Source organism: Flavobacterium rhamnosiphilum (genome assembly GCF_004349195.1).
Taxonomy (GTDB): Bacteria; Bacteroidota; Bacteroidia; order Flavobacteriales; family Flavobacteriaceae; genus Flavobacterium; species Flavobacterium rhamnosiphilum.
Map to the genome: position 1 here is coordinate 169,788 of NZ_SMLG01000006.1, position 20,805 is coordinate 190,592.

Genomic DNA, 20,805 nt, shown 5'->3' on the forward strand with positions numbered 1-20,805 from the left:
GAGAAATCCGTGAAAATCCTTTAAATCTGTGGCAAAAAATAGTATTGGTACTAGTTAAGGATAATCATATATTGTTTTATGACTGTCCGTTACTAATACCAATGTATTTAATTTTGTCATTTCGACGAAGGAGAAATCTCATTAGTTGCTCTCGTTATGTGATTTCTCCTTCGTCGAAATGACAAGACAGCTAAATTTTATTCATAAGATGTAGCTTGGTACAAGTAACGGATAGGTCATATATTGTTTGTATTGAATATTTGTGTAAATTGCTTAAAAATGTTTTTTAGACAGTAAAATGCACTACTTATTTGCAAGTATTACAGCTTTTTAGCAAGAGAGTATCTTTTAAATCAAGTTATGATTTGCTGATAAAGGTAATATTGGAGTTCAAGAGACTTTTTTTTAATTTATTTTTTTGTCTCAATAATAGTATAGACTGGATTAATATAAGGATTAGCATCTTTTCAAGGTTTTTAGAGCGTTAGTGATAAACTGAATTTAAATTTTAAATTTTATAAAACGCATGCTTTGTTCAAGAATAAAAAGGGAATAAGCTGTTGCTTTGAAATCAAATAGATGTAATAAACCAGAGAATAATTTTAAACCGAATGAATCCTTTTATTATAGAAACCAATCAGTGTTTCATTTATTTCTTTTAACTCTGGGGTAAGAAATGTTTTTCTGCCTTTTTCATCGTTAGTTAATTCGAGATGGCAAACAGTGCACTTAAATTCCTTGAAATGATTTGTTACATTTCGGGTTGTTATTATTTTATGGCCAAATAGTGAACACAGGATTTTTTTACTTATAAATTTTTCTTTGATTTCGATTGTGTTCATATATACTGGTTATTTAGATTTGGGGGACTAAACTTAATTAATAACCGTTTAAATATCAAATAAAGTCGATTAAATGCATTTTAAATTAATTAAAATAATTAAATTCTTATAAAAATAACAAAATAATTTTTTATAACCTCATATAAGAAGGTGTGAAAAGGGCATAAAAAAAATCCCCAACTACTTAAGTAATTGAGGATTGAATATTTAGAAGTATAAGAACTGTAACTAGCTTTTCTCTTCTTTATTGAAATAAACTAAGTAGTAATACATTTGTTTTTCTTCGTCCCAACCTTTCTCAACAAATTTCTCCGCACTTTCAGGATTGATGAAATCCATTTTTATTTGGATGTGTGTATCCAAATTGATTACGTTTTTGATTGATTTTCTCGCATCAGAAACCGCAGCATTAGCAATAGGGAAGGATGTTACATCTTCAATACTGTATTTTTCTCCTTTATCAATTTTATAGTTCTTGAATTCCGGAATTAAGTCTGGATTATCCAATACTTCATTTAGGAAATTAGTTTCTTCGAACTGATCGTTTTTTGCAAAATAGTTCACAGAACGGTTCATGAACATCACTTCTTCTTTTTTGTCTTCCGCAGGAAAAACAACGTCTTTAGCGAAGTTCTGACAGAATTTTAAATACTTTTTAGTGATAAAGTTTTCATCCTCAAAAGCATCAACAGATAAGAAATGTTCTAACCAATATCTGGCATCATAACGGTTGCTGTCTACAGTCAGGATTTTGTAACCTTCTTCTTTTTTATAGTTGAAGATCAAACAACCTTTGTCTAATTTATTTAGACTTACACCTTGTTGTAAAATCATTTCTAAATGCGTTTCTTTTTCTTCAAATTGCAAAAAGTCTGCTTGTATTTCACTTTTGAAAATTCCTATCGCATCCACGACATTATTATCAATACTTACGTTTGTTAAATAGGTAACGTATACTTCACCATTCTTGATGTGTGGATGATTGGATTGCTCAAATAAATGCTGTGTTATTTTTTTAGAAGTTTCGTGAATATTACTTGGATTCTCAAAAATCTCTGTCGCGTATTTGAACATATCGTTGTAATCCAAATCGATTTCATGTGCAAACTGAAAATAGTTTTCTTCTTTTTCTCTAAATGGTTTAAAGAAAAATTCTTTCATCAAAGGCACAATCTCATCATTCAGATTAAAAGGTTGCTCCGATAAAAAAATAGCCTCGTTTCTACTTTTATTACCAACTCTGTGAATTGATAAATTTTCGATGTGTGTATTATATAAATTGATCATGTTTTTTATTTTTTTAGATAAAAGAACCAAGATGAAAGACAGCAAAAAGGTCTTTTATCTTGGCTCTTGATTCTTAATTGTATAATGCTTTAATTCCAGTTCTCCTCAAACCCGTAGTCTTCAAAACTATCATCGCCTTCAAACATGTCTAAATCATCTTCGTCTAGTCCATCTTCAAATTCATTATTGTAGTCATCGGCATTATCTGATTCAAAGTTTTTTTCCATGGCTTCATCAGGCATTTCACCGTGAGAAAAAATGGTTTCTGGATACGTATTTCCAGCAAGTTGATCTTCTACAGCAGCCAACTCTACAAGGAAAGTCCACATGTTGATGAAATCATAAACATAGAGGATTTTAGTGTTTTCCTTATCTAAAATATCTGATAATTGGTAATCGCTCATGATTTTTTGCTCACCTGGAACATCACCGGTATCAAAAAGAGAGATTTCATCTTCCTGATTCCAAGTTTCATCGCAAGTATAAAATGAAGCCACTTCCATTCCGTCAAATCCGAAGGAATTGAAAATAGCATTGTGCAAATCTTCTAAAGTATCGTCTTCAAGTATTGCAATGTCTCTAAAAACATCTTCTTCCGCGTCTAGAATCACTCTAAATTTATAAACCATAATCTTTGTTTTTATTGAAAGCTCAAAGGTAAAATTTAATTTTTAGATTTAGATTTCAGATTTTCGATTTGTTGATAAGATTTTTGTGTATGCATTCATTTAAGAATGGTGGTAATTGGAAGTTCACCCAAGTCGGGAAGTTAAATTAAAATGGTATTCGCAAATTAGAATTTTCATTCGAAGAATACCATTTTCATTGTTTTTTACTCGTCAGTTTTATTTTTGAAGATGGTAACGACTCTTTTTCTGAATTGATGGTATTTTTTATGATTTGGATATAGTCTGCTGTGGGCCATGTTGTTAAAAACCAAAGCGACGACAAGCAAAATAAGTACACCGCTCAAAACAGGAGAAAGTACATACCAATAGCCAAGATTTTTAATTTTTTCAGAACCAGCTATTGCAATCAAAGCGGTTGCTCCGCCTGGAGGGTGCAATGTTTTAGTCATTTGCATCAAAACAATAGAGGAAGAAACAGCAAGCGGAGCGGTTATCCAAAGTATATCTGGAACGAATTTATATACCGTAACACCAATAATTGCAGAAATCAAGTGCCCTCCAATAAGGTTTCTCGGTTGTGCTAATGGACTTTGAATTACGCCATAGACCAAGACACTTGATGCACCGAATGAACCAATTAAGTAAACCACATCCGAATGTGGTAATGTTTGAGATTGTAAATAGGCAATTATGCCAATGCCAATGAATGAACCCAAAAAAGCCCAAAAATGTTCTTTAAAATCGATTAAAGTTTCTTTGTACAGAATGTATTTAGTTTTGCGATAATTTCTTTTTATTTTTTGAACAGGCATAGGCAGTTACTTTATTAAACTTGGTGAATAGGAGTAAACAGTGAAAGGATAAATCATTTTCGCCGTATATTTTGAAATCAGGCAAACAACCAGAATTGGAAGAAATAAAGTATAATCATTGGTTAAACCACAAACTAAGAATATGGCAGTAAAAGGCGCATGGATACTGGCACTCAAAACGGCAGCCATTCCTATTATCATGAAATTTATTGGGATTACATCAGCATTAAGGTATGTGTTTAAGAGTAAAGCAAGGAGTAATCCTAAAAAAGCACCGATAAAAAGGCTTGGTGCAAAAACACCACCATCTCCACCAGAAGCAAGAGTGGCCGAAGCAACAATGGGTTTCAAAAGTAAAATTCCAATAAAGGTTAGTGCTAACGAAAGTGAAAGTACCATTTCATTTGGATTAATGAAAATAGTTTTGATGGCATGATATCCTTCGCCATAAAGTTGTGGGAAAACAAAAAGAGAAATACTCAGAATCAAAGATCCGATGATGATTTTGAAATAAGGGACTTTTATTTTTGAAAATTGTTCTTTAAAAAATAATACACAACGGGTTAAATAAACGGAATGTATTCCTGCTATAATCCCTAAAAGTATAAAGTAGGGAATAGCTCTTAAATGCCAAGTCGTACTATTTACTGCAAACAAAGGTTTTTCATCCAATAAATAAAGGAGTCCAAAAGCGATCGAAACGGCTATAAGGTTTGTTAGTACAAACGCCCGGGTTACTTTTTTTGAGATTACTTCGAGTGAAAATAAAATTCCGGCAATTGGACTGCTGAATAATGCCGTAATTCCTGCTGCAACTCCTGCACAGATTAATTCTGTTTTGTATTGTCTAAAAACATTTTGTTTCCTTTGCGCAACAGAACCAATAGTTGCCGAAGCGACAACTGTCGAAACTTCTATTCCAGTAGAACCACCAAAAACTACGGTCAATAAGCCGTTAATGAAGTGTGAAGAAATCTTGTAACTGGGTAGATTTTTTGAATTTGAATTGGTACTTTCAAAGATTTCTTTTATCCCTTTGTTTTCTTTTTTCTTGAATACATATTCCCGAAGAAAAAAAATAATTGACAATCCAAAAACTGGAAAAACAACAAAGAATATTGGATTTACAATCGTTTGGTGAAAAAAGATTTCTTCATAATATTCCGTTGCGTTTTTTAAAATAACACCTAAAAAAGCAGAAAGAAAACCAATTAGAATGGATACAATAACTAGTTTTTGGAGTTTAATGAAGTGATAGTTTTTTTTAATTTGTGTGGTATTGTTCATTTGAAAAATTAATTGTCTGAATACTACAAATTTAAATAAACAAAATCAAACTAGAATTGAAATATGAATTGGACTGTTTTCTTTTATGATTTCGGTAGTATTTTTACTTTTTTACAAGTGAAAACTGCTTATTTTTCATAAAACTCTATCGGTAGGTCATCTGGATCAGCAATAAAGAAAAACCGTTTTTTAGTGTATTCATCCACACGGATTTCTTCTGAATTGATATTTTGACGGACTAAAAAATCTCGCGTTTTTTGAATGTCATCCACTTCAAAAGCTAAATGGCGTAATCCTGCCGCTTCTGGTCTTGAAGGACGTTGCGGAGGATTTGGAAATGAAAAAAGTTCGACTACGTAATTTCCATTTAAGGCTAAATCAAGTTTATACGATTGCCTTTCTTCGCGGTAAATTTCCTGAATAATTGTTAGCCCTAAAACGGTTGTGTAGAACGTTTTCGATTTCTGATAATCAGAACAAATAATGGCGATATGGTGGATTTTATTGAGTTGTAGCATGTTATTTTAAATAAGTCATTCCAGGAAGATTTGCATTGGCATCTTGAATCAAAGCATCTGAATGAAGTTTATGGATCAACGCTTTGGTTTCATCAATATCATTTATTCGGAAAAGAAACAGCACTTCATTTTCATCATCGGCATTTTGCCAAAGATGCTCCAGAAACATATTGTTTTCGGCATGAAAGGCTTTGTCTTTTTCTAAAATTTCCCTAATGATTGCAATAGGAACATTCTTAAGTTTTGCTAATAGATGTGGCATTATTTTTTGAATTAATAAGGTGTAAAATGAACAAAGCCTAATCGATTGATTAGGCTTTAGTTTTTTATTTTTTTGCGTCGGAACAAAGTCCTACAATCTCATGGAAAGTGTCGTGTAAATCAGTGATTGATTTCAAAATTGCGGCATCAGATCCATTTGAAGTGACTAATTTATGTAGCGCTTTGCTTTTTAACTGTAATCGTTCTGCCGATGCTAATATTGCATTTGTTTTAAATTCTGCAGGAATATCAGACTTTAATAGCATTGCTGCTTTTTTCATCATTTCTTCTGAACGCGCTTTTATTGGTGCAAAATTTCCTTCTTCAGCCGGATGAAATGTTTGGGACATTACTTCGTGAAATTCTTTTATGGCTGGCCATTTATCAAAAGTGGATTGAGCCGAAACGGAGTTTGCAACAACAATTAGTACCAAAACTAGAAATGCTTTAAGATGTTTCATAATTATTTATTTGTTTTTAAAGGTTCTAACAAATATAGGAAATTTTAGTTTTGAGGAGTTATAATTCGGATATTCATTAAACATTCAATTTCCGAATCACTTTTGCCGGATTTCCAACTGCCAAAGAATTGTCGGGAATGTCTTTTGTAACTACTGAACCAGCACCAATTACACAACCATTTCCTATGGTAATACCCGGGCAAATAACTGAGTTTCCCCCAATCCAGCAATCATCACCGATGGTTATTGGAAGTGCACTTTCCAGCGTTTTTCTAAGCTCAGCATCCAGCGGATGTGTGGCGGTGTACAATTGAACTCCCGGAGCAAAAAACACATTAGAGCCAATAGTTACTTTGGCACAGTCCAAAACAACACAGTTTACATTAAAATAAACATTTTCTCCACAACTGATATTGTATCCGTAATCGCAAAAAAATGGAGGTTCAATATAAAGATTTGCTCCGGCATTAGGGATTAATTCTTTTAGTATTTCTCGCGCTTTCTTGGTTATTCTATATTCAACAACATTTAATCGGTGGAGCAAATTTTTAGATTTTCGTCTGTCTTTTACTAAAACAGAATCGCCTGCCAAATAATATTCTCCAGCTATCATTTTTTCTTTTTCGGTTTTCATAGTTTGATTTTTTGACTTTTAGATAAAGTCAAGTTGCTTTTTTATTTTGACAGAAAGTTTGTCTCTAACTAAAGAATAGGATTGTTCAATGTAAAACTGCCATTCTTTTTTTGTCATTTGATTAATGTCGTTAATCATAACCCATTTGTAACGAGCTGTGTAAGGTGCGGGCTTAAAACCTTCTCGACTGCTGATTTCTTCAAACTCTTCATCCAAAACTTTAAAAGCCGCTGAAGTAGGAGATTGGTCTAAACCAATAACCAAAAACATTTTTTCGCCTATGCAAAAACACAAATCATTTCCCCATTTAATATTTTCGGTTACAGCTGCATTTGATTTACAAATAACCTGTAATTCTTCAATATTCATGAAATTAGATTTTAGTTTTGGCTATTTTATCATGAATTTTTAGTGTTTCCTGCAATCCCGCACTTCCGTACCAAAGCGTCAGTTCAGCTTCAAGCAGATTCGATTGTACCGCAGGATCTGTTGCTACAAAGGCTTTAGCTTCTTCAATACTGGCGCCATTAAAAATATAAATGCCTCTATAATTTCTTTCGTTTTTCATGAAAGGACCCGCCACAACCAGTTTTCCTTCTAGCGCTAATCGATTAATATTAGCCATATGGCCTTCAAATAATTTTTGAGTTTGTTCTTTTGTGGCTGTCGTGTTGCTTCCCGTTTTTAACAAGCAAAAAACATATTTCTTCATGCCATATTCGTCGGCATTTAAAGATTTTGCCAGTTTTTCGTCATATGTTGGGGGAGTTTCTTGAGCAAATACTGCAGTGCTGAAAGAGAACAGTAAAAGTAAAAAGAGTAATTTTTTCATTTTTCAGAATTTGATTGTACACAAATTTAAGGTTTTCATCATAAAATAAAAAATACGTGATTTCAAATCCGAAATTTATTTACTAAAACAACTCATCCTGTAATTTCAACAGTTCAGTAATAACTTTTTCCAGTTCTGATTTTTCCAATAGATATTTGCGGTATCAAAATCAAATATCATGAAACCAATAATTATTGAACAATCAAATCATTCGAACAGAACCCTTAAATCGATTTTTACTCTTGCCATTTTATTATTCAGCTTGACTATTTTTTCACAAAATACAATTTCAGGGAAAGTGGTGGATGAGAAAGGAAAACCAGTTTCCGGAGCTAATGTTTTTATCGAAGGAACTTATGACGGTGCTTCCAGTACAGAAACGGGGAATTTTAGTTTTACGACTACAACAACCGGGAATCAAACTTTGGTAGTGAGTTTCCTGATTTATGAAACTTCAAAAACAGTAATTGATGTCGCTAATTTCCAAAATAAAACCATCAAACTACGAGAAAGTGTTACTTCGCTTGATGCAGTTGTGATTACGGCCGGAACATTAGAAGCGGGCGACAAAGCAAGAGTTTCGGTTTTGAAACCCTTAGATATTGTAACTACAGCAGGTTCAGCGGGAAATATTATTGCGGCTTTGCAAACGTTGCCAGGAACACAAACGGTAGGCGAGGACGGGCGATTGTTTGTTCGTGGTGGCGAGGCCAATGAAACACAAACTTTTGTAGACGGGATTCGGGTGGCGCAACCCTATGGCGCAACCACGAATAATTTACCTACGCGAGGCAGGTTTTCACCCTTTTTATTCAGTGGAATATCATTTTCTACAGGTGGATATTCAGCGGAATATGGCGAAGCGTTATCCAGTGTTTTGTTATTGAATACACAAGATGATCCAGATCAAAATAAAACCGAAATCGCTTTGATGACCGTAGGTTTAGGGATTGGAAATACCCAAAAATGGAAGAAAAGTTCATTGAGTGTAAATGCGAATTATATCAATTTAGCCCCGTATCAAGCGGTTATTCCTCAAAATGTGGATTGGAACAGTCCTTTTCAATCCTTGTCAGGAGAAACCGTTTACCGTTATAATTTCAATAATGGAATTTTGAAAGTATACGCTGCTTTTGACAGCTCTAAATTTGATATTAATCAGGAAAATATCAATTCGCCGGAGAAAATCAGAGTCGATTTAAACAATAATAATTTCTATTTGAATTCGTCTTACAAAGGCGTTTTTGGGAATAACTGGCAAATTACTTCTGGGTTGAGTTATGGCTATAGCAACAATAAAATAAATCTGGATTCAGATAAAGTGGCCAATGATGAAAATGCGGCTCATTTGAAATTAAAATTGAAAAAAAGTTTTTCTGACCGATTGAAACTATCCTTTGGAGCCGATTATTTTGTTACCCAATTCAATGAAGATTTTAAGGAAAATTCAGGTTCGGTTTTTACCAATGGATATGATGCTAACATTGCAGCTGTTTATACGGAAGCTGATATTTTCTTCTCTAAAAAATGGGCTGCAAAAATAGGAGTAAGGGCTTCGAATAACGATTTGCTAAACGAAACTGCTATTTCACCCCGAATTTCATTTGCGTATAAAATGGCTAAAAACAGTCAGTTTTCATTTGCTTATGGCGATTTTACCCAAACTCCAAATGCGGAATACATTAAATATTCCAACAACCATCAGTTTGAAAGCGAAAAAGCGTCTCATTATATTTTGAATTTTCAATACAATAAAAACGGGAAAACGTTTCGTGCGGAAACCTATTTTAAAGACTACAGCAATTTAGTAAAATTCGACACAGAAAGAGCCGTTTATAATTCGATTTATGATAATACGGGTTCTGGTTATGCGAAAGGCTTGGATTTATTTTGGAGAGACGGAAAATCAATCAAAAACTTAGAATATTGGGTTTCCTATTCGTACATCGACACCGAAAGGGATTATAAAAATTTCAGTTCCCAAGTTACGCCTAGTTTTGTTGCGGATCACAGTTTGTCAATCGTTACTAAATATTGGATAAAGGATTGGAAATCACAAATAGGTTTCACGAATTCGTATAGTTCGGGACGACCATACAACAATCCAAATGAAGCGAAATTCATGAATGGAAAAACGAAATCGTACAACAGTTTGAGTTTCAATTGGGCGTATTTAGTGTCGCAGCAAAAGATTTTATACTTCTCGGTTTCCAATGTTTTAGGTTCTCAGAATGTTTTTGGATATGAATATGCTAATAATCCAGATAATGCGGGGTTTTACAACAGAAAAGAAATCGTTCCGACGGCTGATCGTTTTTTCTTTGTAGGCTTCTTTTGGACGATCAGCAACGATAAAAAAGACAATCAATTGAAGAATTTATAAATAACAATTTCAATAGCAATGACAATAAGAATAGCAATGACACTATTCGAAATTTAATTCCAATAACAATTCATCCTTCAAAATTGACGGTTCAGTAAGTATAAATTTTAAATCAATAAAAACCGAGATACTTTTGAAGTATAAATTATATAACGTTTCAATCATCAAAATAATAATCATTTAAAAACAAGAAATCATGACCAAAATTATCACAACAATCGTATTTTTTATTTGTAGTCTAGTATCAGCTCAAGGGCAATTTGAGCAAGGAATGGGAAAAGCATTTCAACTTTGGGGAGAAGGTAAAAACACGGAAGCTTCTGATTTATTCGAAAGAATTGCCGGTGCTGAAAAAACAAGTTGGTTGCCAAATTATTATGTTGCATTAGTGAATACAACGACTGCTTTTAGAACAAAAGACAAGGAACAAATGAATTTGTTGCTTACAAAAGCTCAAAATTCTTTGGATGCAGAAATGGGAAAAAACCCCAATAACGCTGAATTATTAGTTATACAGGCTATGATTCACACCGCTTGGATTGCTTTTGACCCCATGACAAACGGACAAAAATTATCCGGAACTGTAATGGAATTGTATGGGAAAGCGCAGGCAATTGCTCCGGAAAATCCAAGAGTTGTTTTTGGTAAAGCCGAGTTTGAAATTGGTGGTGCCAAATTTTGGGGAACGGACACTAAACCAATGTGTGCGCAAATTGAAAAAGCTATCGGACTTTTTGCTACTTTTAAACCGGAAACTCCTTTCTCTCCAAAATGGGGATTAGAGAGAGCAACGGCTGCATTGAAAAACTGTAAATAAGGCTGTTGATTGTTTCTAATTATTCGTTTTTAAGAAACAAAATAGAGAATAGTAACTATTGAAAAAAAGAGAATGATGTATATAAAACCACATTTACTTAAAGCGTTATTTATCGGGGTTGTAATTTTTTTGGTGTCCTTTCTAATTGAATTTATTACCGTTGGGAATGAGGTTTTTAGCCTTAGATTATACGTTCACTTTTTATATTGTATGCTTTACAGTGTTACATTGTATCTTGTTAATGCAGCGTTGTTTGTATTTTTGGACAAAGTTTTTAAAGATAATATTTATGCTGTAAAACGAATAATTATTGGGTTTGTCGGCTCTTTTTTCATTTCCTTATTTGCAATTTTTTTACTTCGTATCTTTTTGAAAGTTATCGTAGAAAAAATAGCAGTGACAGATTTTTTAGCAAATGAAACTCCTTCAAATTATATTGAATCGTCAATTATTACTTTCATCGTATTGTTAGGAGTTCATGCTTTACATTTCTACAAAGCGTACAATGAAAACAAAGTCAAAGAACAAAAAATCATTGCAGGAACCGCTTCGGCGAAGTTTGAAAGTTTAAAAAATCAAATAGATCCCCATTTTCTTTTTAATAGTTTGAATGTATTAAGTTCCTTGATTGAAGAAAATCCGGATAATGCACAACGGTTTACGATATCATTATCAAAGATTTATCGCTATGTATTAGAGCAAAAAGATAAAGAATTAGTTTCTGTTGAGGAAGAATTGGCTTTCGCCAAAACCTATATGAATTTACTTAAAATGCGTTTTGAAAACAGTTTGTTTTATGAATTGCCAACAACCGCCATAAATCCAGAAGCCAAAGTAGTGCCGCTTTCTTTACAGCTTTTGCTCGAAAATACGGTAAAACATAATGTGGTCAGTGAGCAAAAGCCATTACATATCAGGATTTATGTTGAGGGCGATTATCTGGCTGTTCAAAACGATTATCAAAAGAAAGAAGTGTTGCAGGATCGTCAAGGTGTTGGTTTGCAAAATATCGTCAATCGGTACGGAATCATAACCAACAGGAAAGTCTTGATTGCTCAAAACGAAAAAACATTTACTGTAAAAATACCCATTTTAACCAAACAAATAACCGTTATGGAAACGACTACAAATTATAATGAAAATAATGCCTATTATAGAGCCAAAAAGAGAGTGGAAGAGCTCAAAGGGTTTTATGGAAACTTAATTTCCTATTGTTGTGTGATTCCTTTTTTAATTTTTATTAATTTGAGTTATGGGTCAAAATTTCAATGGTTTTGGTTTCCATTGTTAGGTTGGGGCATGGGACTTACCTTTCATGGTTTGGAAGTTTTCGGGTATGGAAAATCATGGGAAGAGCGTAAGATTAATGAGATTTTGAATAAAGAAGATAATCAGAATAATAAATGGAATTGAGATTCCAAAAACTTAATAAAAAAATAAAAATATGGAAACAAATACGAACAACTCAGAAAAATATTTTCAAGCAAAAAAACAAGTAGGGAAAATAAAAGATTTTTATAGACATTTAACGGTTTATTGTATTGTAATTATTTCTTTGGCCATCATAAATTTGAGTACATCTCCAGAATATTTATGGTTTTTCTGGCCATTGTTTTGGTGGGGAATCGGACTGGTTTTCCATGGAATGAAAGTCTTTAATTATATGCCTTTTTTAGGTGCAAATTGGGAAGAAAAAAAGATTAATGAATTGATGGAAAATGAAAAAAATCAAAATCAATAAAACATGGAAACAGACGCAATTGAAGAATTACAGTATCAAAAAGCTTTGGTGCGTGTAAAGAAAATAAAGGGATTTTATACCCATTTAGTAGTTTATGTGGTCGTAAATTTAATGATTGTGATTTTAAATATTCAAGATTTAGACAAAGGTGAAAGCTATTTTCAGTGGAGGAATTTTACCACTCTATTCTTTTGGGGAATTGGACTGATATCGCATGCGCTTTCTACATTTTTGCCCAATTGGATTTTTGGAAGAAACTGGGAAGATAAAAAGATCAAAGAGTTTATGGAAAAGGAGAAAAGCGAGAAATGGGAATGAGTATTCATCCCGAAGCTTCGGGAGCAGTTTTCAGTTAAACAAATAACCAAATAAACGATTCAACATTAAATGACAACAATAATAATCGAAGACGAAAAACCAGCTGCACGATTGTTGCAACGAAAACTGGAAAAAATAAATATTGAAGTGGGAGTGCTATTGCATTCCGTTGAAGAAGCAATTAATTGGTTTTCTAATAATCAACATCCGGAATTGATTTTTCTTGACATTCAATTATCGGATGGACTGTCGTTTGAAATTTTTGAAAAAGTTGAAATCAAAAGTGCCATAATTTTCACAACAGCTTATGATGAATATGCTTTGCGGGCTTTCAAATTGAATAGTATCGATTATCTTTTGAAACCCATAGATGAGGATGATTTAGAAATTGCCGTAGCTAAATTTAAAGCGCGTTTGCCAAAACAAGAAACCTTGCAATTAGATTTTGAGCAGATTAAAAAAATGCTGTCTAATCCGTTTGAGAAGAATCATAAAAAACGTTTTACGGTAAAAATAGGGCAACATTTAAAAGTGATTTCTACCGATGAAATTGAGTGTTTTTTTAGCGAAAACAAAGGGACGTATCTTCATACTTTTGACAACAGAAATTATTTAATTGAAACGACTTTGGAACTTTTGGAACAGGAATTAGATCCAAAAGATTTTTATAGAGTAAGCCGAAAATTCATAGTTCCCTTAAAAGCGATTAAAGAAATTATAGTCTACAGTAACTCCCGATTAAAGGTGATTTTGCCCTCTTATGCAGCAGATGAGGTGATCGTAAGCAGGGAAAAAGTTTCTGATTTTAAGAATTGGATCGGGTGATTTATATCTTAAACTTATAAATCAGATAAATAACGTTAAGTTACTCGTTTTTATTTATTTGAATATTTAGTATAGATTGTGTCTATGGTGGTTTTATACCTTTAAAAATGTTTTTCTGATTCCAATTAGAACAAAAAGAAACAACGTGTAAAGGATGAAAAATGGAATGATATATTCTATTAAATCCATAGGTAACATTACCGCAATTATCAACAATTGAAAGCCCAATCCGTAAATGGAAAGTGAGGTCATAAACCAGTTTGGAAACGTTTTTATCTTGTACGCCTCTTTATCGAGAGTGTGAATTATTTTGTCAAAAGTGCCATAGACAATGGTGTAAATTTGGAACAAAATATCAACTGATTTTTGACTTTCTCTAGGCAAAGCTTTGGGAGATTTGTATTCGAAAATTTTACTGGTTGTATCCCCGCCAACTGATTTATTTCTTAAAATCACATAGTAATAATTGTATAAAGTTCCCTGTAACTGAATGCAAAAAAAAGCAATTAGAGTTAGCCAAAATGATGTTTTTGAAACGTAACAAATAGCCATTAAAAACAGAAAATTTAAGATGATATCAAAGACGCTGTCCAAGTATCTTCCGGTATAAGAAGGCGTGTTTTTTAATCGTGCCAGTTCGCCATCGGCAGCATCAATCATTGATTTTAGAATGATGAAAAAACCGGCTAAAAAGTAATGTCCTTGCAAAATACAGTAAATAGCAATCAAACCTGAAACACCAAAAAGTTGGGTGACATGAATAGGCGTGAAGCGGGTATTTTTTAATTTATTGGCGAGAAATTTTCCAAATGGTCTTCCATAATCTGATAAATCTAAAAATTTATCTTGAGCTGCAAGTTTAGACATTTATGTTTATGAACAAAGAAATGCGACAATATAGTCAGGTGTAATTTTATGTATGCTGTAATGTTATTTCGATAATCGGTGTAAAGTGAATGTCATTGCCGTCAGTAAAAAGAAAGCCATTATTTGATGTAATAATCCCAACCAAAGTGGAACACTGTAAAGCAAAGTAAAGACACCTAGTGTAAATTGTAAAAATACGATTAATACCAAGACATTGATTCCTTTTTTCTGTAATGAGGAAAGGATGTGTTTTCTGCTTGTGAAATAAAGTGCAAGTATTAGTCCTACTACAACATATGCCATGGTTCGGTGTACAAACTGAACGCCGCTTTTTCCTTCAATAAGATTCAAAAATAAGGTGCTTTTTTCTATGAAAACACTGTCGTGAATGAATTGCCCGTCACTCATTAAAGGCCAGTGATTGTGAATTAAACCCGCATTTAAACCGGCAACAAACCCGCCATAGATAATTTGTAACAACAAAAATACTAATGCAACGCGTGCTAGTTTTCGTAATGGAATTATGACTGTCACTTTATTTGGATAGATTAAGTCCAAAGCTACCCAAAGCGTATAAGCAAACGTGATGAAAGCAAATGTAAGGTGTAATGCCAATCTAAAATGACTTACATCCGGATTGTCAATTAATCCACTTCGCACCATGAACCAGCCCAAGAATCCTTGAAAACCGCCCATGAATAGTAGAATAATGCATTTTTTTATGGTTTCAGTCGAAAGACGTTTCTTGAACAAGAAATAGACAAATGGAACGATAAACGCCAGACCTATTATTCTTCCTATAAAACGGTGAAACCATTCCCAAAAATAGATGAATTTATAATCACTAAGTGTGAAATCATTGTGGATGTTTATTTTTTGGTACTCCGGAAATTTTTTATATTCTTCAAAAGCTTGTGACCATTTTTCTTCTGTTAAAGGCGGAAAAGTATCGGTTACTAAATGCCAGTCCGTCATGGATAAGCCGGAATTGGTCAATCGGGTAATTCCTCCAACTACAACCATCATAAATAATAAAAAGCAGCCTGATAGGAGCCAGATGATTACGGATTTGTTATTCTTCATTTTTATTTTATTGGAAAGTTTTGGGGATTTTGTCTGCTGTCCCAGATGTCTAAAACAAAAATTTGAGTATCTGAAACAGAGTAGATAATTTCGAAATGACTAGCGATTTTTAGTCTAATATTTTGATTGTTAGATTTTATAGAACTTTCAGGAAAAACCGAAAGTTGTTGCAATGATTCTTGAAATAATATATTAAGTTTTTTGCTGTAATTATTAGATTTATTTCTCTTATTCCAATACAAAAAAATGAAAGTTCTTGATTCTCTTGCAAAGCTTGTCCAAACTATTTTTCTTGTTCTTCGAACCATTTTTCGATTTCAATTTGAGCTTCTTCATCAGAAATATATTCCCCATTTTCAACTTGTTTTAAAGCAACATCAATTCTCTTTTGTTGCCATTCATTAAAAATATAAATTTTTTCAGAAGCTACTTTTTCATACGTTGAAGTTGGTTCATTAACTGAAACGGACAAATTAGATTCATAAGAGTTTATGATTTCTTTAATTCTATCCAAAAGAATACGATCATTAGTTGCGATAATTTGTGCGATCAATTCTAATTTTATTTCGGCTGTATTCATAATCTAAATTTTTATAAAATTAAGAAATTTTTTAAATTGCGAAGAGAAAACAATGCTTAAACTTTCTTCAAGTCTAATTTCTCTCCACGCTTTAATATAAAATCATAAGCTGCTTGATATTCATTCGGGATTTCGCCCTCTAAAATAGCTTCTTTTACGGCTTCTTTAAGCATTCCAATCTCTTTTGAAGGCTTCAAATCGAAGATTTCCATAATTTCTTCACCTGATATTGGTGGTTGAAAATTACGTACATGATCGCGCTCTTCGACTTCCACAATTTTTTTGCGAACAATTATAAAATTATTGTGGTATTTCTTGAACCTATTTGGGTTCTTGGTGGTGATATCTGCTTCACACAGCGTCATTAGATTCTCGACATCTTCACCTGCGTCAAAAACCAAACGGCGCACCGCTGAATCCGTAACCGTGTCTTGGGATAAAACAATCGGACGCGAACTCATCATGACCATTTTCTGTACAAATTTCATTTTATGATTCAACGGCATGTGTAAGCGTTCGAATATTTTCTTTGCCATTTTTCCACCAAGAAATTCATGTCCATGAAAGGTCCAGCCTTGTTTTTTATTAAAGCGTTTCGTTGGTGCTTTTCCAATATCGTGCAATAATGCTGACCAACGGAGCCAAACATCATCAGTGTGTGGGCAAATATTATCAACAACCTCTAAAGTGTGATAAAAATTGTTTTTATGCGTGTGACCTTCTATTTCTTCTACCTGATTCAAGGCGGTCAATTCCGGAAGAATAATATCTAAAAGTCCCGTTTTGAACAACAGCAAGAATCCTATGGAAGGTTTGTCTGTCGAAAGTATTTTATTCAATTCATCAACAATACGTTCTCCAGAAATGATTTTGATTCGGTCTGCATTTTTTGCAATGGAATTCAACGAATTTTCTTCGATTTCAAATCCCAATTGGTTTGCAAAACGAATCCCTCTCAACATACGCAACGGATCATCAGAAAAAGTAATATCTGGATCCAGAGGTGTTTTGACTATTTTGTTTTTTAAATCTTCGAGTCCGTTAAAAGGGTCTGAAAGTTCTCCGAAATTAGCAGCGTTTAAGGATAAAGCCAGCGCATTTATGGTAAAGTCACGACGATTTTGATCATCCTCAAGCGTTCCGTTTTCTACAACCGGATTACGGCTTTCAAAATGATACGATTCCTTTCTGGCGCCTACAAATTCAATTTCAGTGTCTTCAAAACGCAACATGGCGGTTCCGTATGTTTTGAAAACTTGAACTTTTGGTTTCTTTGGAAGTAATTGCGACACTTTTAAAGCTAATTCGATTCCGCTGCCAACAGCAACAATATCTATGTCTTTTTTAAAGTCTCTATTCAAAAGTAAATCTCTCACGAAACCGCCAATGACATAACTTTCGATGTTAAGTTCTTGGGAAGCTTGAGAAATGACTTGAAAAATTGTATTATTTAAGGCTTCTTTATATGAAGTTTTAATGCTCATTTTAAAAATGTTTAAAGTCTAAAGCCCAAAGTTGTTAAACTGAAAACTGAAAACTGAATACTGCAAACTATTTTCGAATCACTTTCACCTGAGAATCATTCGTCAATTTTATTATTGTTGACGGTTTTCCGCCAATTTTTTCGCGATGCAAATTTACAACATAGTCTACACCTTTTATAATTTCTGGACTAATATCTTTGAAGGCAATAGGAGTAGGCTGGCCTGAGATATTTGCAGATGTCGAAACCAATGGTTTTTTCATCTTTTCCATTAATTTAAAACAAAAAGGTTCTTTCACAATACGGATTCCCAGTGAATTATCTGAAGAGATTATATTGGGTGCTACATTTCTGGGTTTGTCCAATATCAAAGTGGTTGGATTTTCGGATAAATCCATAATCTGCCACGCCACTTCAGGAATGTCCTTAAATACGTTGTACATCATTTTTTCGCCATTCATCAAAACAATCATACTTTGGGTTTCGGCTCTTTGCTTGAGTTTGTATATTTTGGCAACTGCATCAGGGTTTGTCGCATCACAGCCAATTCCCCAGACGGTATCAGTGGGATAGAGAATGATGCCGCCTTCTTTTATGACTTCGAAGGCGTTGTGTATTTCTTGGTTGATATTCATAAACTGTGTTTTTAAATTGATGTCAGATAAAAATTAAAATCTGTCAGGTTAATTTCATATTGACTTGTATTGTTTTACAAAACATACAAAATTGGAAAAATTAAGCTTGTTTTCTATTATAGGGTAAACATAGATACAATTAATGCCAAGAAAAAAGCTATATTTATGACATTTTTATTAATTATAACACTATCTTCTTTTCTGTTTTATAATTTTTTTTAATCCAAACCATAATAATAGAAAATAAAGATACGGTTCATACCAATAACTCTTGAAAATTATTTTGAATGTGTTTTTTGTGTCAAAATTGTATGTTGCGTTATCTTTTATGAAAAATATATTTAACCACTTAAAAACAAATCTGTTACATAATCTGAATTTTTCTATTTCATAGTTTATTAATGAGAAATTTTCCTTTTTAATTATATATAAATAATTATTAATAAAAGTATTAAAGAAATTATATCCTCCTTTTTTATTGGGAGTGAAAACATCAAAATAATCGTGAAAATAAATTATTGTAGTTTTTTCATTTCGTACTATTTTATAATTCCAATCTACTTGTGGGAATTGTAATTCAGTATACCTATTTTTATCAACAATTTTATCAAAATCGTCTTTCCATAGCCCAAAATTAGCAATCCAAGTACTTTGAAAACTTACTTCCTTGAGGTATGTAATTGCACTGTTTATTTCTTTTTCACAATTTTTATTAAGGAACATATTTTGATAAAAAAAAATGTTTTTACCGTTACCTAAATTTTTCTCAATTTGATTTAGCATTTTCGTTATAGCACCTGGCTTAAAAGAAAGAGTGTCGTTAAACAATCTAATATACTTTCCAGTGGCATATTCTAATGCAATAGAGAAATTGAGATCTTTAACATTCTCTTTATTTCTGTAATATTTTACTAAGGGATATTTAGTAACTACTTGTGCAGTATTATCTGTAGAACAATTATCAGAAACTATAACTTCAATTTGATTTGGATTGAATTCAGAATTTGAAAATAGACTGTTTAAGGTATTGTCTAAGACTTCACTTCGATTGAAGGTAGGGATACAAATTGATAAAAGTATAGTATTCATTATTTTTTTTATAAATTATTTTCACCAAAATATATTGTTGAAATTTCAGAAATCATTTGTATTGTTTATAACTGTACTTTTTTTAGTTTATCAAAAAATTATGAATCCAAATACTCTCTAATTACATTTGCTATATAATCATAATGCGTTTCATTCAATCCTGGCCAAACCCCCAACCAAAACGATTGATTCATGATAGTGTCAGTATTCGTCAAATCGCCAACTACACGGTGTTCGATAGTGGCATAAGCGGGTTGCCTTAATAAATTGCCTCCAAATAACAAACGAGTCCCAATCTTTTTCTCTTCTAGGTGTTGCACTAACATGTGACGGTCTGCTGCATTTCCCTCTCTTAAGGTCAGTAAAAAACCAAACCAAGATGGTTCTGAATTAGGAGTTGGTTCTGGAAGTATAAAGACCTCTTCAAATTCTTTCATACGCTCATACAAAGCAGCATAATTTTCTTTACGTCTTTGTACAAATTGATCTATTTTCTTGATTTGAGATACCCCAAATGCTGCTTGCATATCGGTAACTTTAAGGTTGAAACCAATATGAGAATAGGTATATTTATGATCATACCCATAAGGTAATGTTCCTAGTTGTTGCCCAAAACGACAGCCACAGGTATTGTCTTTCCCAGGTTCGCAATAGCAATCACGACCCCAATCACGGAAACTCTCTGCTAATTTTGATAATTCAGGATTGTTAATCAATACTGCTCCACCTTCACCCATGGTGATGTGGTGTGCAGGATAAAAAGAAAAAGTAGAAATATCTCCAAATGTACCTGTCTTCTTGCCTTTATAAGTAGCTCCAAGCGAATCGCAATCATCTTCTACTACCCAAAGATTGTATTTTTTAGCCACACGCATCACTTCATCCAAATCAAAAGGATTTCCTAATGAGTGGGCAATCATGATCGCTTTCGTCTTAGGACTCACAGCTGCTTCCAACATATTTGCTTTTACGTTATGTGTTGCAATATCAACATCAATGAAAACGGGAATTGCTCCAAATTGAATAATCGGGTTTATCGTAGTAGGAAAACCAGCTGCAACTGTAATTACTTCATCGCCTGGTTTGATGGCACGCTCTCCTAATTTAGGAGAAGTTAAAGCATAAAAGGCTACTAAATTCGCAGAAGATCCTGAGTTAACTAATAAGGCTCTATGTGCCCCAAAATATTGAGAAAAATCAGATTCAAATTTATTGGCAAAACGCCCAGCAGTTAACCAACCGTCTAATGCGGCATCAACTCCCATTAAAATATCCTCTTCGTCTAAAACTTTTCCAGTAACAGGTATATAATTTTCTCCAGCAATGATAACTTGTGTTGATTTCTTTTTTGCAATTTCTCTCAAACTATTGAGTAGAGTAATGTCTGTTAAGTTTTGTAACATATAAAATATTGTATTTAT

23 protein-coding genes are annotated in these 20,805 nt (G+C 33.0%); 6 read left to right on the plus strand and 17 right to left on the minus strand.

The window, feature by feature from the left end:
• Positions 1–1,070: 1,070 nt before the first annotated feature.
• From E0I26_RS09830 to E0I26_RS09875, 10 genes are all read right to left on the minus strand, one after another.
• Positions 1,071–2,129 carry a nucleoid-associated protein gene (locus E0I26_RS09830; RefSeq protein WP_131916303.1) on the minus strand — a complete coding sequence of 353 codons (1,059 nt, stop codon included), beginning with the start codon at positions 2,127–2,129 and terminating at the stop codon, positions 1,071–1,073.
• An 89-nt stretch (positions 2,130–2,218) separates the two neighbouring features.
• A complete protein-coding gene (locus tag E0I26_RS09835; protein WP_131916304.1) occupies positions 2,219–2,758 on the minus strand; it encodes an IS1096 element passenger TnpR family protein in 540 nt (179 codons plus the stop codon).
• A gap of 203 nt (positions 2,759–2,961) precedes the next feature.
• Positions 2,962–3,570, minus strand: coding sequence for an HPP family protein (locus tag E0I26_RS09840; protein WP_131916305.1), 609 nt, complete (start codon positions 3,568–3,570; stop codon positions 2,962–2,964).
• 6 nt (positions 3,571–3,576) lie between these two features.
• Positions 3,577–4,857: a chloride channel protein gene (locus E0I26_RS09845; protein ID WP_131916306.1), complete on the minus strand. Its 1,281-nt coding sequence runs from the start codon at positions 4,855–4,857 to the stop codon at positions 3,577–3,579.
• A 128-nt stretch (positions 4,858–4,985) separates the two neighbouring features.
• The gene (gloA2, locus tag E0I26_RS09850) at positions 4,986–5,375 is read right to left on the minus strand and encodes an SMU1112c/YaeR family gloxylase I-like metalloprotein (RefSeq protein ID WP_131916307.1); all 390 of its coding nucleotides are present in this window, start codon (positions 5,373–5,375) and stop codon (positions 4,986–4,988) included.
• Position 5,376: 1 nt separating this feature from the next.
• On the minus strand, positions 5,377–5,637 hold the full coding sequence (locus E0I26_RS09855) for a hypothetical protein (RefSeq protein ID WP_131916308.1): 261 nt from the start codon (positions 5,635–5,637) through the stop codon (positions 5,377–5,379).
• 64 nt (positions 5,638–5,701) lie between these two features.
• On the minus strand, positions 5,702–6,097 hold the full coding sequence (locus E0I26_RS09860; RefSeq protein WP_131916309.1) for a hypothetical protein: 396 nt from the start codon (positions 6,095–6,097) through the stop codon (positions 5,702–5,704).
• Positions 6,098–6,173: 76 nt separating this feature from the next.
• Positions 6,174–6,731 (minus strand): sugar O-acetyltransferase, encoded by a 558-nt coding sequence (locus E0I26_RS09865; protein ID WP_131916310.1) that lies wholly within the window; start codon positions 6,729–6,731, stop codon positions 6,174–6,176.
• Between the two features lie 18 nt (positions 6,732–6,749).
• Complete coding sequence (locus E0I26_RS09870; RefSeq protein WP_131916311.1) at positions 6,750–7,100, minus strand: MmcQ/YjbR family DNA-binding protein; 351 nt, start codon at positions 7,098–7,100, stop codon at positions 6,750–6,752.
• 4 nt (positions 7,101–7,104) lie between these two features.
• Positions 7,105–7,563 carry a YciI family protein gene (locus E0I26_RS09875; RefSeq protein ID WP_131916312.1) on the minus strand — a complete coding sequence of 153 codons (459 nt, stop codon included), beginning with the start codon at positions 7,561–7,563 and terminating at the stop codon, positions 7,105–7,107.
• Between the two features lie 178 nt (positions 7,564–7,741).
• On the opposite strand from E0I26_RS09875, the gene E0I26_RS09880 reads away from it, so the two are divergent.
• From E0I26_RS09880 to E0I26_RS09905, 6 genes are all read left to right on the plus strand, one after another.
• Positions 7,742–9,946, plus strand: coding sequence for a TonB-dependent receptor (locus E0I26_RS09880; RefSeq protein ID WP_131916313.1), 2,205 nt, complete (start codon positions 7,742–7,744; stop codon positions 9,944–9,946).
• Between the two features lie 196 nt (positions 9,947–10,142).
• Complete coding sequence (locus tag E0I26_RS09885; protein WP_131916314.1) at positions 10,143–10,763, plus strand: hypothetical protein; 621 nt, start codon at positions 10,143–10,145, stop codon at positions 10,761–10,763.
• Positions 10,764–10,838: 75 nt separating this feature from the next.
• Positions 10,839–12,176, plus strand: coding sequence for a 2TM domain-containing protein (locus tag E0I26_RS09890; RefSeq protein ID WP_131916392.1), 1,338 nt, complete (start codon positions 10,839–10,841; stop codon positions 12,174–12,176).
• A gap of 31 nt (positions 12,177–12,207) precedes the next feature.
• A complete protein-coding gene (locus E0I26_RS09895) occupies positions 12,208–12,504 on the plus strand; it encodes a 2TM domain-containing protein (RefSeq protein WP_131916315.1) in 297 nt (98 codons plus the stop codon).
• A 3-nt stretch (positions 12,505–12,507) separates the two neighbouring features.
• Positions 12,508–12,822 carry a 2TM domain-containing protein gene (locus E0I26_RS09900; RefSeq protein WP_131916316.1) on the plus strand — a complete coding sequence of 105 codons (315 nt, stop codon included), beginning with the start codon at positions 12,508–12,510 and terminating at the stop codon, positions 12,820–12,822.
• Between the two features lie 69 nt (positions 12,823–12,891).
• Positions 12,892–13,647 (plus strand): LytR/AlgR family response regulator transcription factor, encoded by a 756-nt coding sequence (locus E0I26_RS09905; protein WP_131916317.1) that lies wholly within the window; start codon positions 12,892–12,894, stop codon positions 13,645–13,647.
• Positions 13,648–13,740: 93 nt separating this feature from the next.
• Here E0I26_RS09905 and E0I26_RS09910 read toward each other — a convergent pair whose 3' ends face one another.
• The 7 genes from E0I26_RS09910 to rfbH form a co-directional block, all read right to left on the minus strand.
• Complete coding sequence (locus E0I26_RS09910; protein ID WP_131916318.1) at positions 13,741–14,514, minus strand: CDP-alcohol phosphatidyltransferase family protein; 774 nt, start codon at positions 14,512–14,514, stop codon at positions 13,741–13,743.
• A 63-nt stretch (positions 14,515–14,577) separates the two neighbouring features.
• Positions 14,578–15,597, minus strand: a complete 1,020-nt coding sequence (locus E0I26_RS09915; protein WP_131916319.1) for a COX15/CtaA family protein — start codon at positions 15,595–15,597, stop codon at positions 14,578–14,580.
• 283 nt (positions 15,598–15,880) lie between these two features.
• Entirely contained in the window at positions 15,881–16,177 is a 297-nt protein-coding gene (locus E0I26_RS09920; RefSeq protein ID WP_131916320.1) for a hypothetical protein, read from the minus strand.
• A 56-nt stretch (positions 16,178–16,233) separates the two neighbouring features.
• Positions 16,234–17,661 carry a CCA tRNA nucleotidyltransferase gene (locus E0I26_RS09925; RefSeq protein WP_131916321.1) on the minus strand — a complete coding sequence of 476 codons (1,428 nt, stop codon included), beginning with the start codon at positions 17,659–17,661 and terminating at the stop codon, positions 16,234–16,236.
• A gap of 67 nt (positions 17,662–17,728) precedes the next feature.
• Positions 17,729–18,295, minus strand: a complete 567-nt coding sequence (locus tag E0I26_RS09930) for an L-threonylcarbamoyladenylate synthase (protein ID WP_131916322.1) — start codon at positions 18,293–18,295, stop codon at positions 17,729–17,731.
• Positions 18,296–18,484: 189 nt separating this feature from the next.
• Positions 18,485–19,384, minus strand: a complete 900-nt coding sequence (locus tag E0I26_RS09935; protein WP_131916323.1) for a glycosyltransferase family 2 protein — start codon at positions 19,382–19,384, stop codon at positions 18,485–18,487.
• Positions 19,385–19,482: 98 nt separating this feature from the next.
• Complete coding sequence (gene rfbH / locus E0I26_RS09940) at positions 19,483–20,787, minus strand: lipopolysaccharide biosynthesis protein RfbH (RefSeq protein ID WP_131916324.1); 1,305 nt, start codon at positions 20,785–20,787, stop codon at positions 19,483–19,485.
• Positions 20,788–20,805 lie beyond the last annotated feature (18 nt).

What these genes read in the sequence shown, in the direction of transcription:
- E0I26_RS09875 (WP_131916312.1), bottom strand. Translation starts at nt 7,563, where the DNA reads ATGAAAAAATTACTCTTTTTACTTTTACTGTTCTCTTTCAGCACTGCA.
- E0I26_RS09930 (WP_131916322.1), bottom strand. Translation starts at nt 18,295, where the DNA reads ATGAATATCAACCAAGAAATACACAACGCCTTCGAAGTCATAAAAGAA.
- rfbH (WP_131916324.1), bottom strand. Translation starts at nt 20,787, where the DNA reads ATGTTACAAAACTTAACAGACATTACTCTACTCAATAGTTTGAGAGAA.
- E0I26_RS09900 (WP_131916316.1), top strand. Translation starts at nt 12,508, where the DNA reads ATGGAAACAGACGCAATTGAAGAATTACAGTATCAAAAAGCTTTGGTG.
- E0I26_RS09905 (WP_131916317.1), top strand. Translation starts at nt 12,892, where the DNA reads ATGACAACAATAATAATCGAAGACGAAAAACCAGCTGCACGATTGTTG.
- E0I26_RS09855 (WP_131916308.1), bottom strand. Translation starts at nt 5,637, where the DNA reads ATGCCACATCTATTAGCAAAACTTAAGAATGTTCCTATTGCAATCATT.
- gloA2 (WP_131916307.1), bottom strand. Translation starts at nt 5,375, where the DNA reads ATGCTACAACTCAATAAAATCCACCATATCGCCATTATTTGTTCTGAT.
- E0I26_RS09915 (WP_131916319.1), bottom strand. Translation starts at nt 15,597, where the DNA reads ATGAAGAATAACAAATCCGTAATCATCTGGCTCCTATCAGGCTGCTTT.
- E0I26_RS09830 (WP_131916303.1), bottom strand. Translation starts at nt 2,129, where the DNA reads ATGATCAATTTATATAATACACACATCGAAAATTTATCAATTCACAGA.
- E0I26_RS09925 (WP_131916321.1), bottom strand. Translation starts at nt 17,661, where the DNA reads ATGAGCATTAAAACTTCATATAAAGAAGCCTTAAATAATACAATTTTT.
- E0I26_RS09910 (WP_131916318.1), bottom strand. Translation starts at nt 14,514, where the DNA reads ATGTCTAAACTTGCAGCTCAAGATAAATTTTTAGATTTATCAGATTAT.
- E0I26_RS09845 (WP_131916306.1), bottom strand. Translation starts at nt 4,857, where the DNA reads ATGAACAATACCACACAAATTAAAAAAAACTATCACTTCATTAAACTC.
- E0I26_RS09835 (WP_131916304.1), bottom strand. Translation starts at nt 2,758, where the DNA reads ATGGTTTATAAATTTAGAGTGATTCTAGACGCGGAAGAAGATGTTTTT.
- E0I26_RS09885 (WP_131916314.1), top strand. Translation starts at nt 10,143, where the DNA reads ATGACCAAAATTATCACAACAATCGTATTTTTTATTTGTAGTCTAGTA.
- E0I26_RS09870 (WP_131916311.1), bottom strand. Translation starts at nt 7,100, where the DNA reads ATGAATATTGAAGAATTACAGGTTATTTGTAAATCAAATGCAGCTGTA.
- E0I26_RS09860 (WP_131916309.1), bottom strand. Translation starts at nt 6,097, where the DNA reads ATGAAACATCTTAAAGCATTTCTAGTTTTGGTACTAATTGTTGTTGCA.
- E0I26_RS09920 (WP_131916320.1), bottom strand. Translation starts at nt 16,177, where the DNA reads ATGAATACAGCCGAAATAAAATTAGAATTGATCGCACAAATTATCGCA.
- E0I26_RS09865 (WP_131916310.1), bottom strand. Translation starts at nt 6,731, where the DNA reads ATGAAAACCGAAAAAGAAAAAATGATAGCTGGAGAATATTATTTGGCA.
- E0I26_RS09935 (WP_131916323.1), bottom strand. Translation starts at nt 19,384, where the DNA reads ATGAATACTATACTTTTATCAATTTGTATCCCTACCTTCAATCGAAGT.
- E0I26_RS09895 (WP_131916315.1), top strand. Translation starts at nt 12,208, where the DNA reads ATGGAAACAAATACGAACAACTCAGAAAAATATTTTCAAGCAAAAAAA.
- E0I26_RS09880 (WP_131916313.1), top strand. Translation starts at nt 7,742, where the DNA reads ATGAAACCAATAATTATTGAACAATCAAATCATTCGAACAGAACCCTT.
- E0I26_RS09840 (WP_131916305.1), bottom strand. Translation starts at nt 3,570, where the DNA reads ATGCCTGTTCAAAAAATAAAAAGAAATTATCGCAAAACTAAATACATT.
- E0I26_RS09890 (WP_131916392.1), top strand. Translation starts at nt 10,839, where the DNA reads ATGTATATAAAACCACATTTACTTAAAGCGTTATTTATCGGGGTTGTA.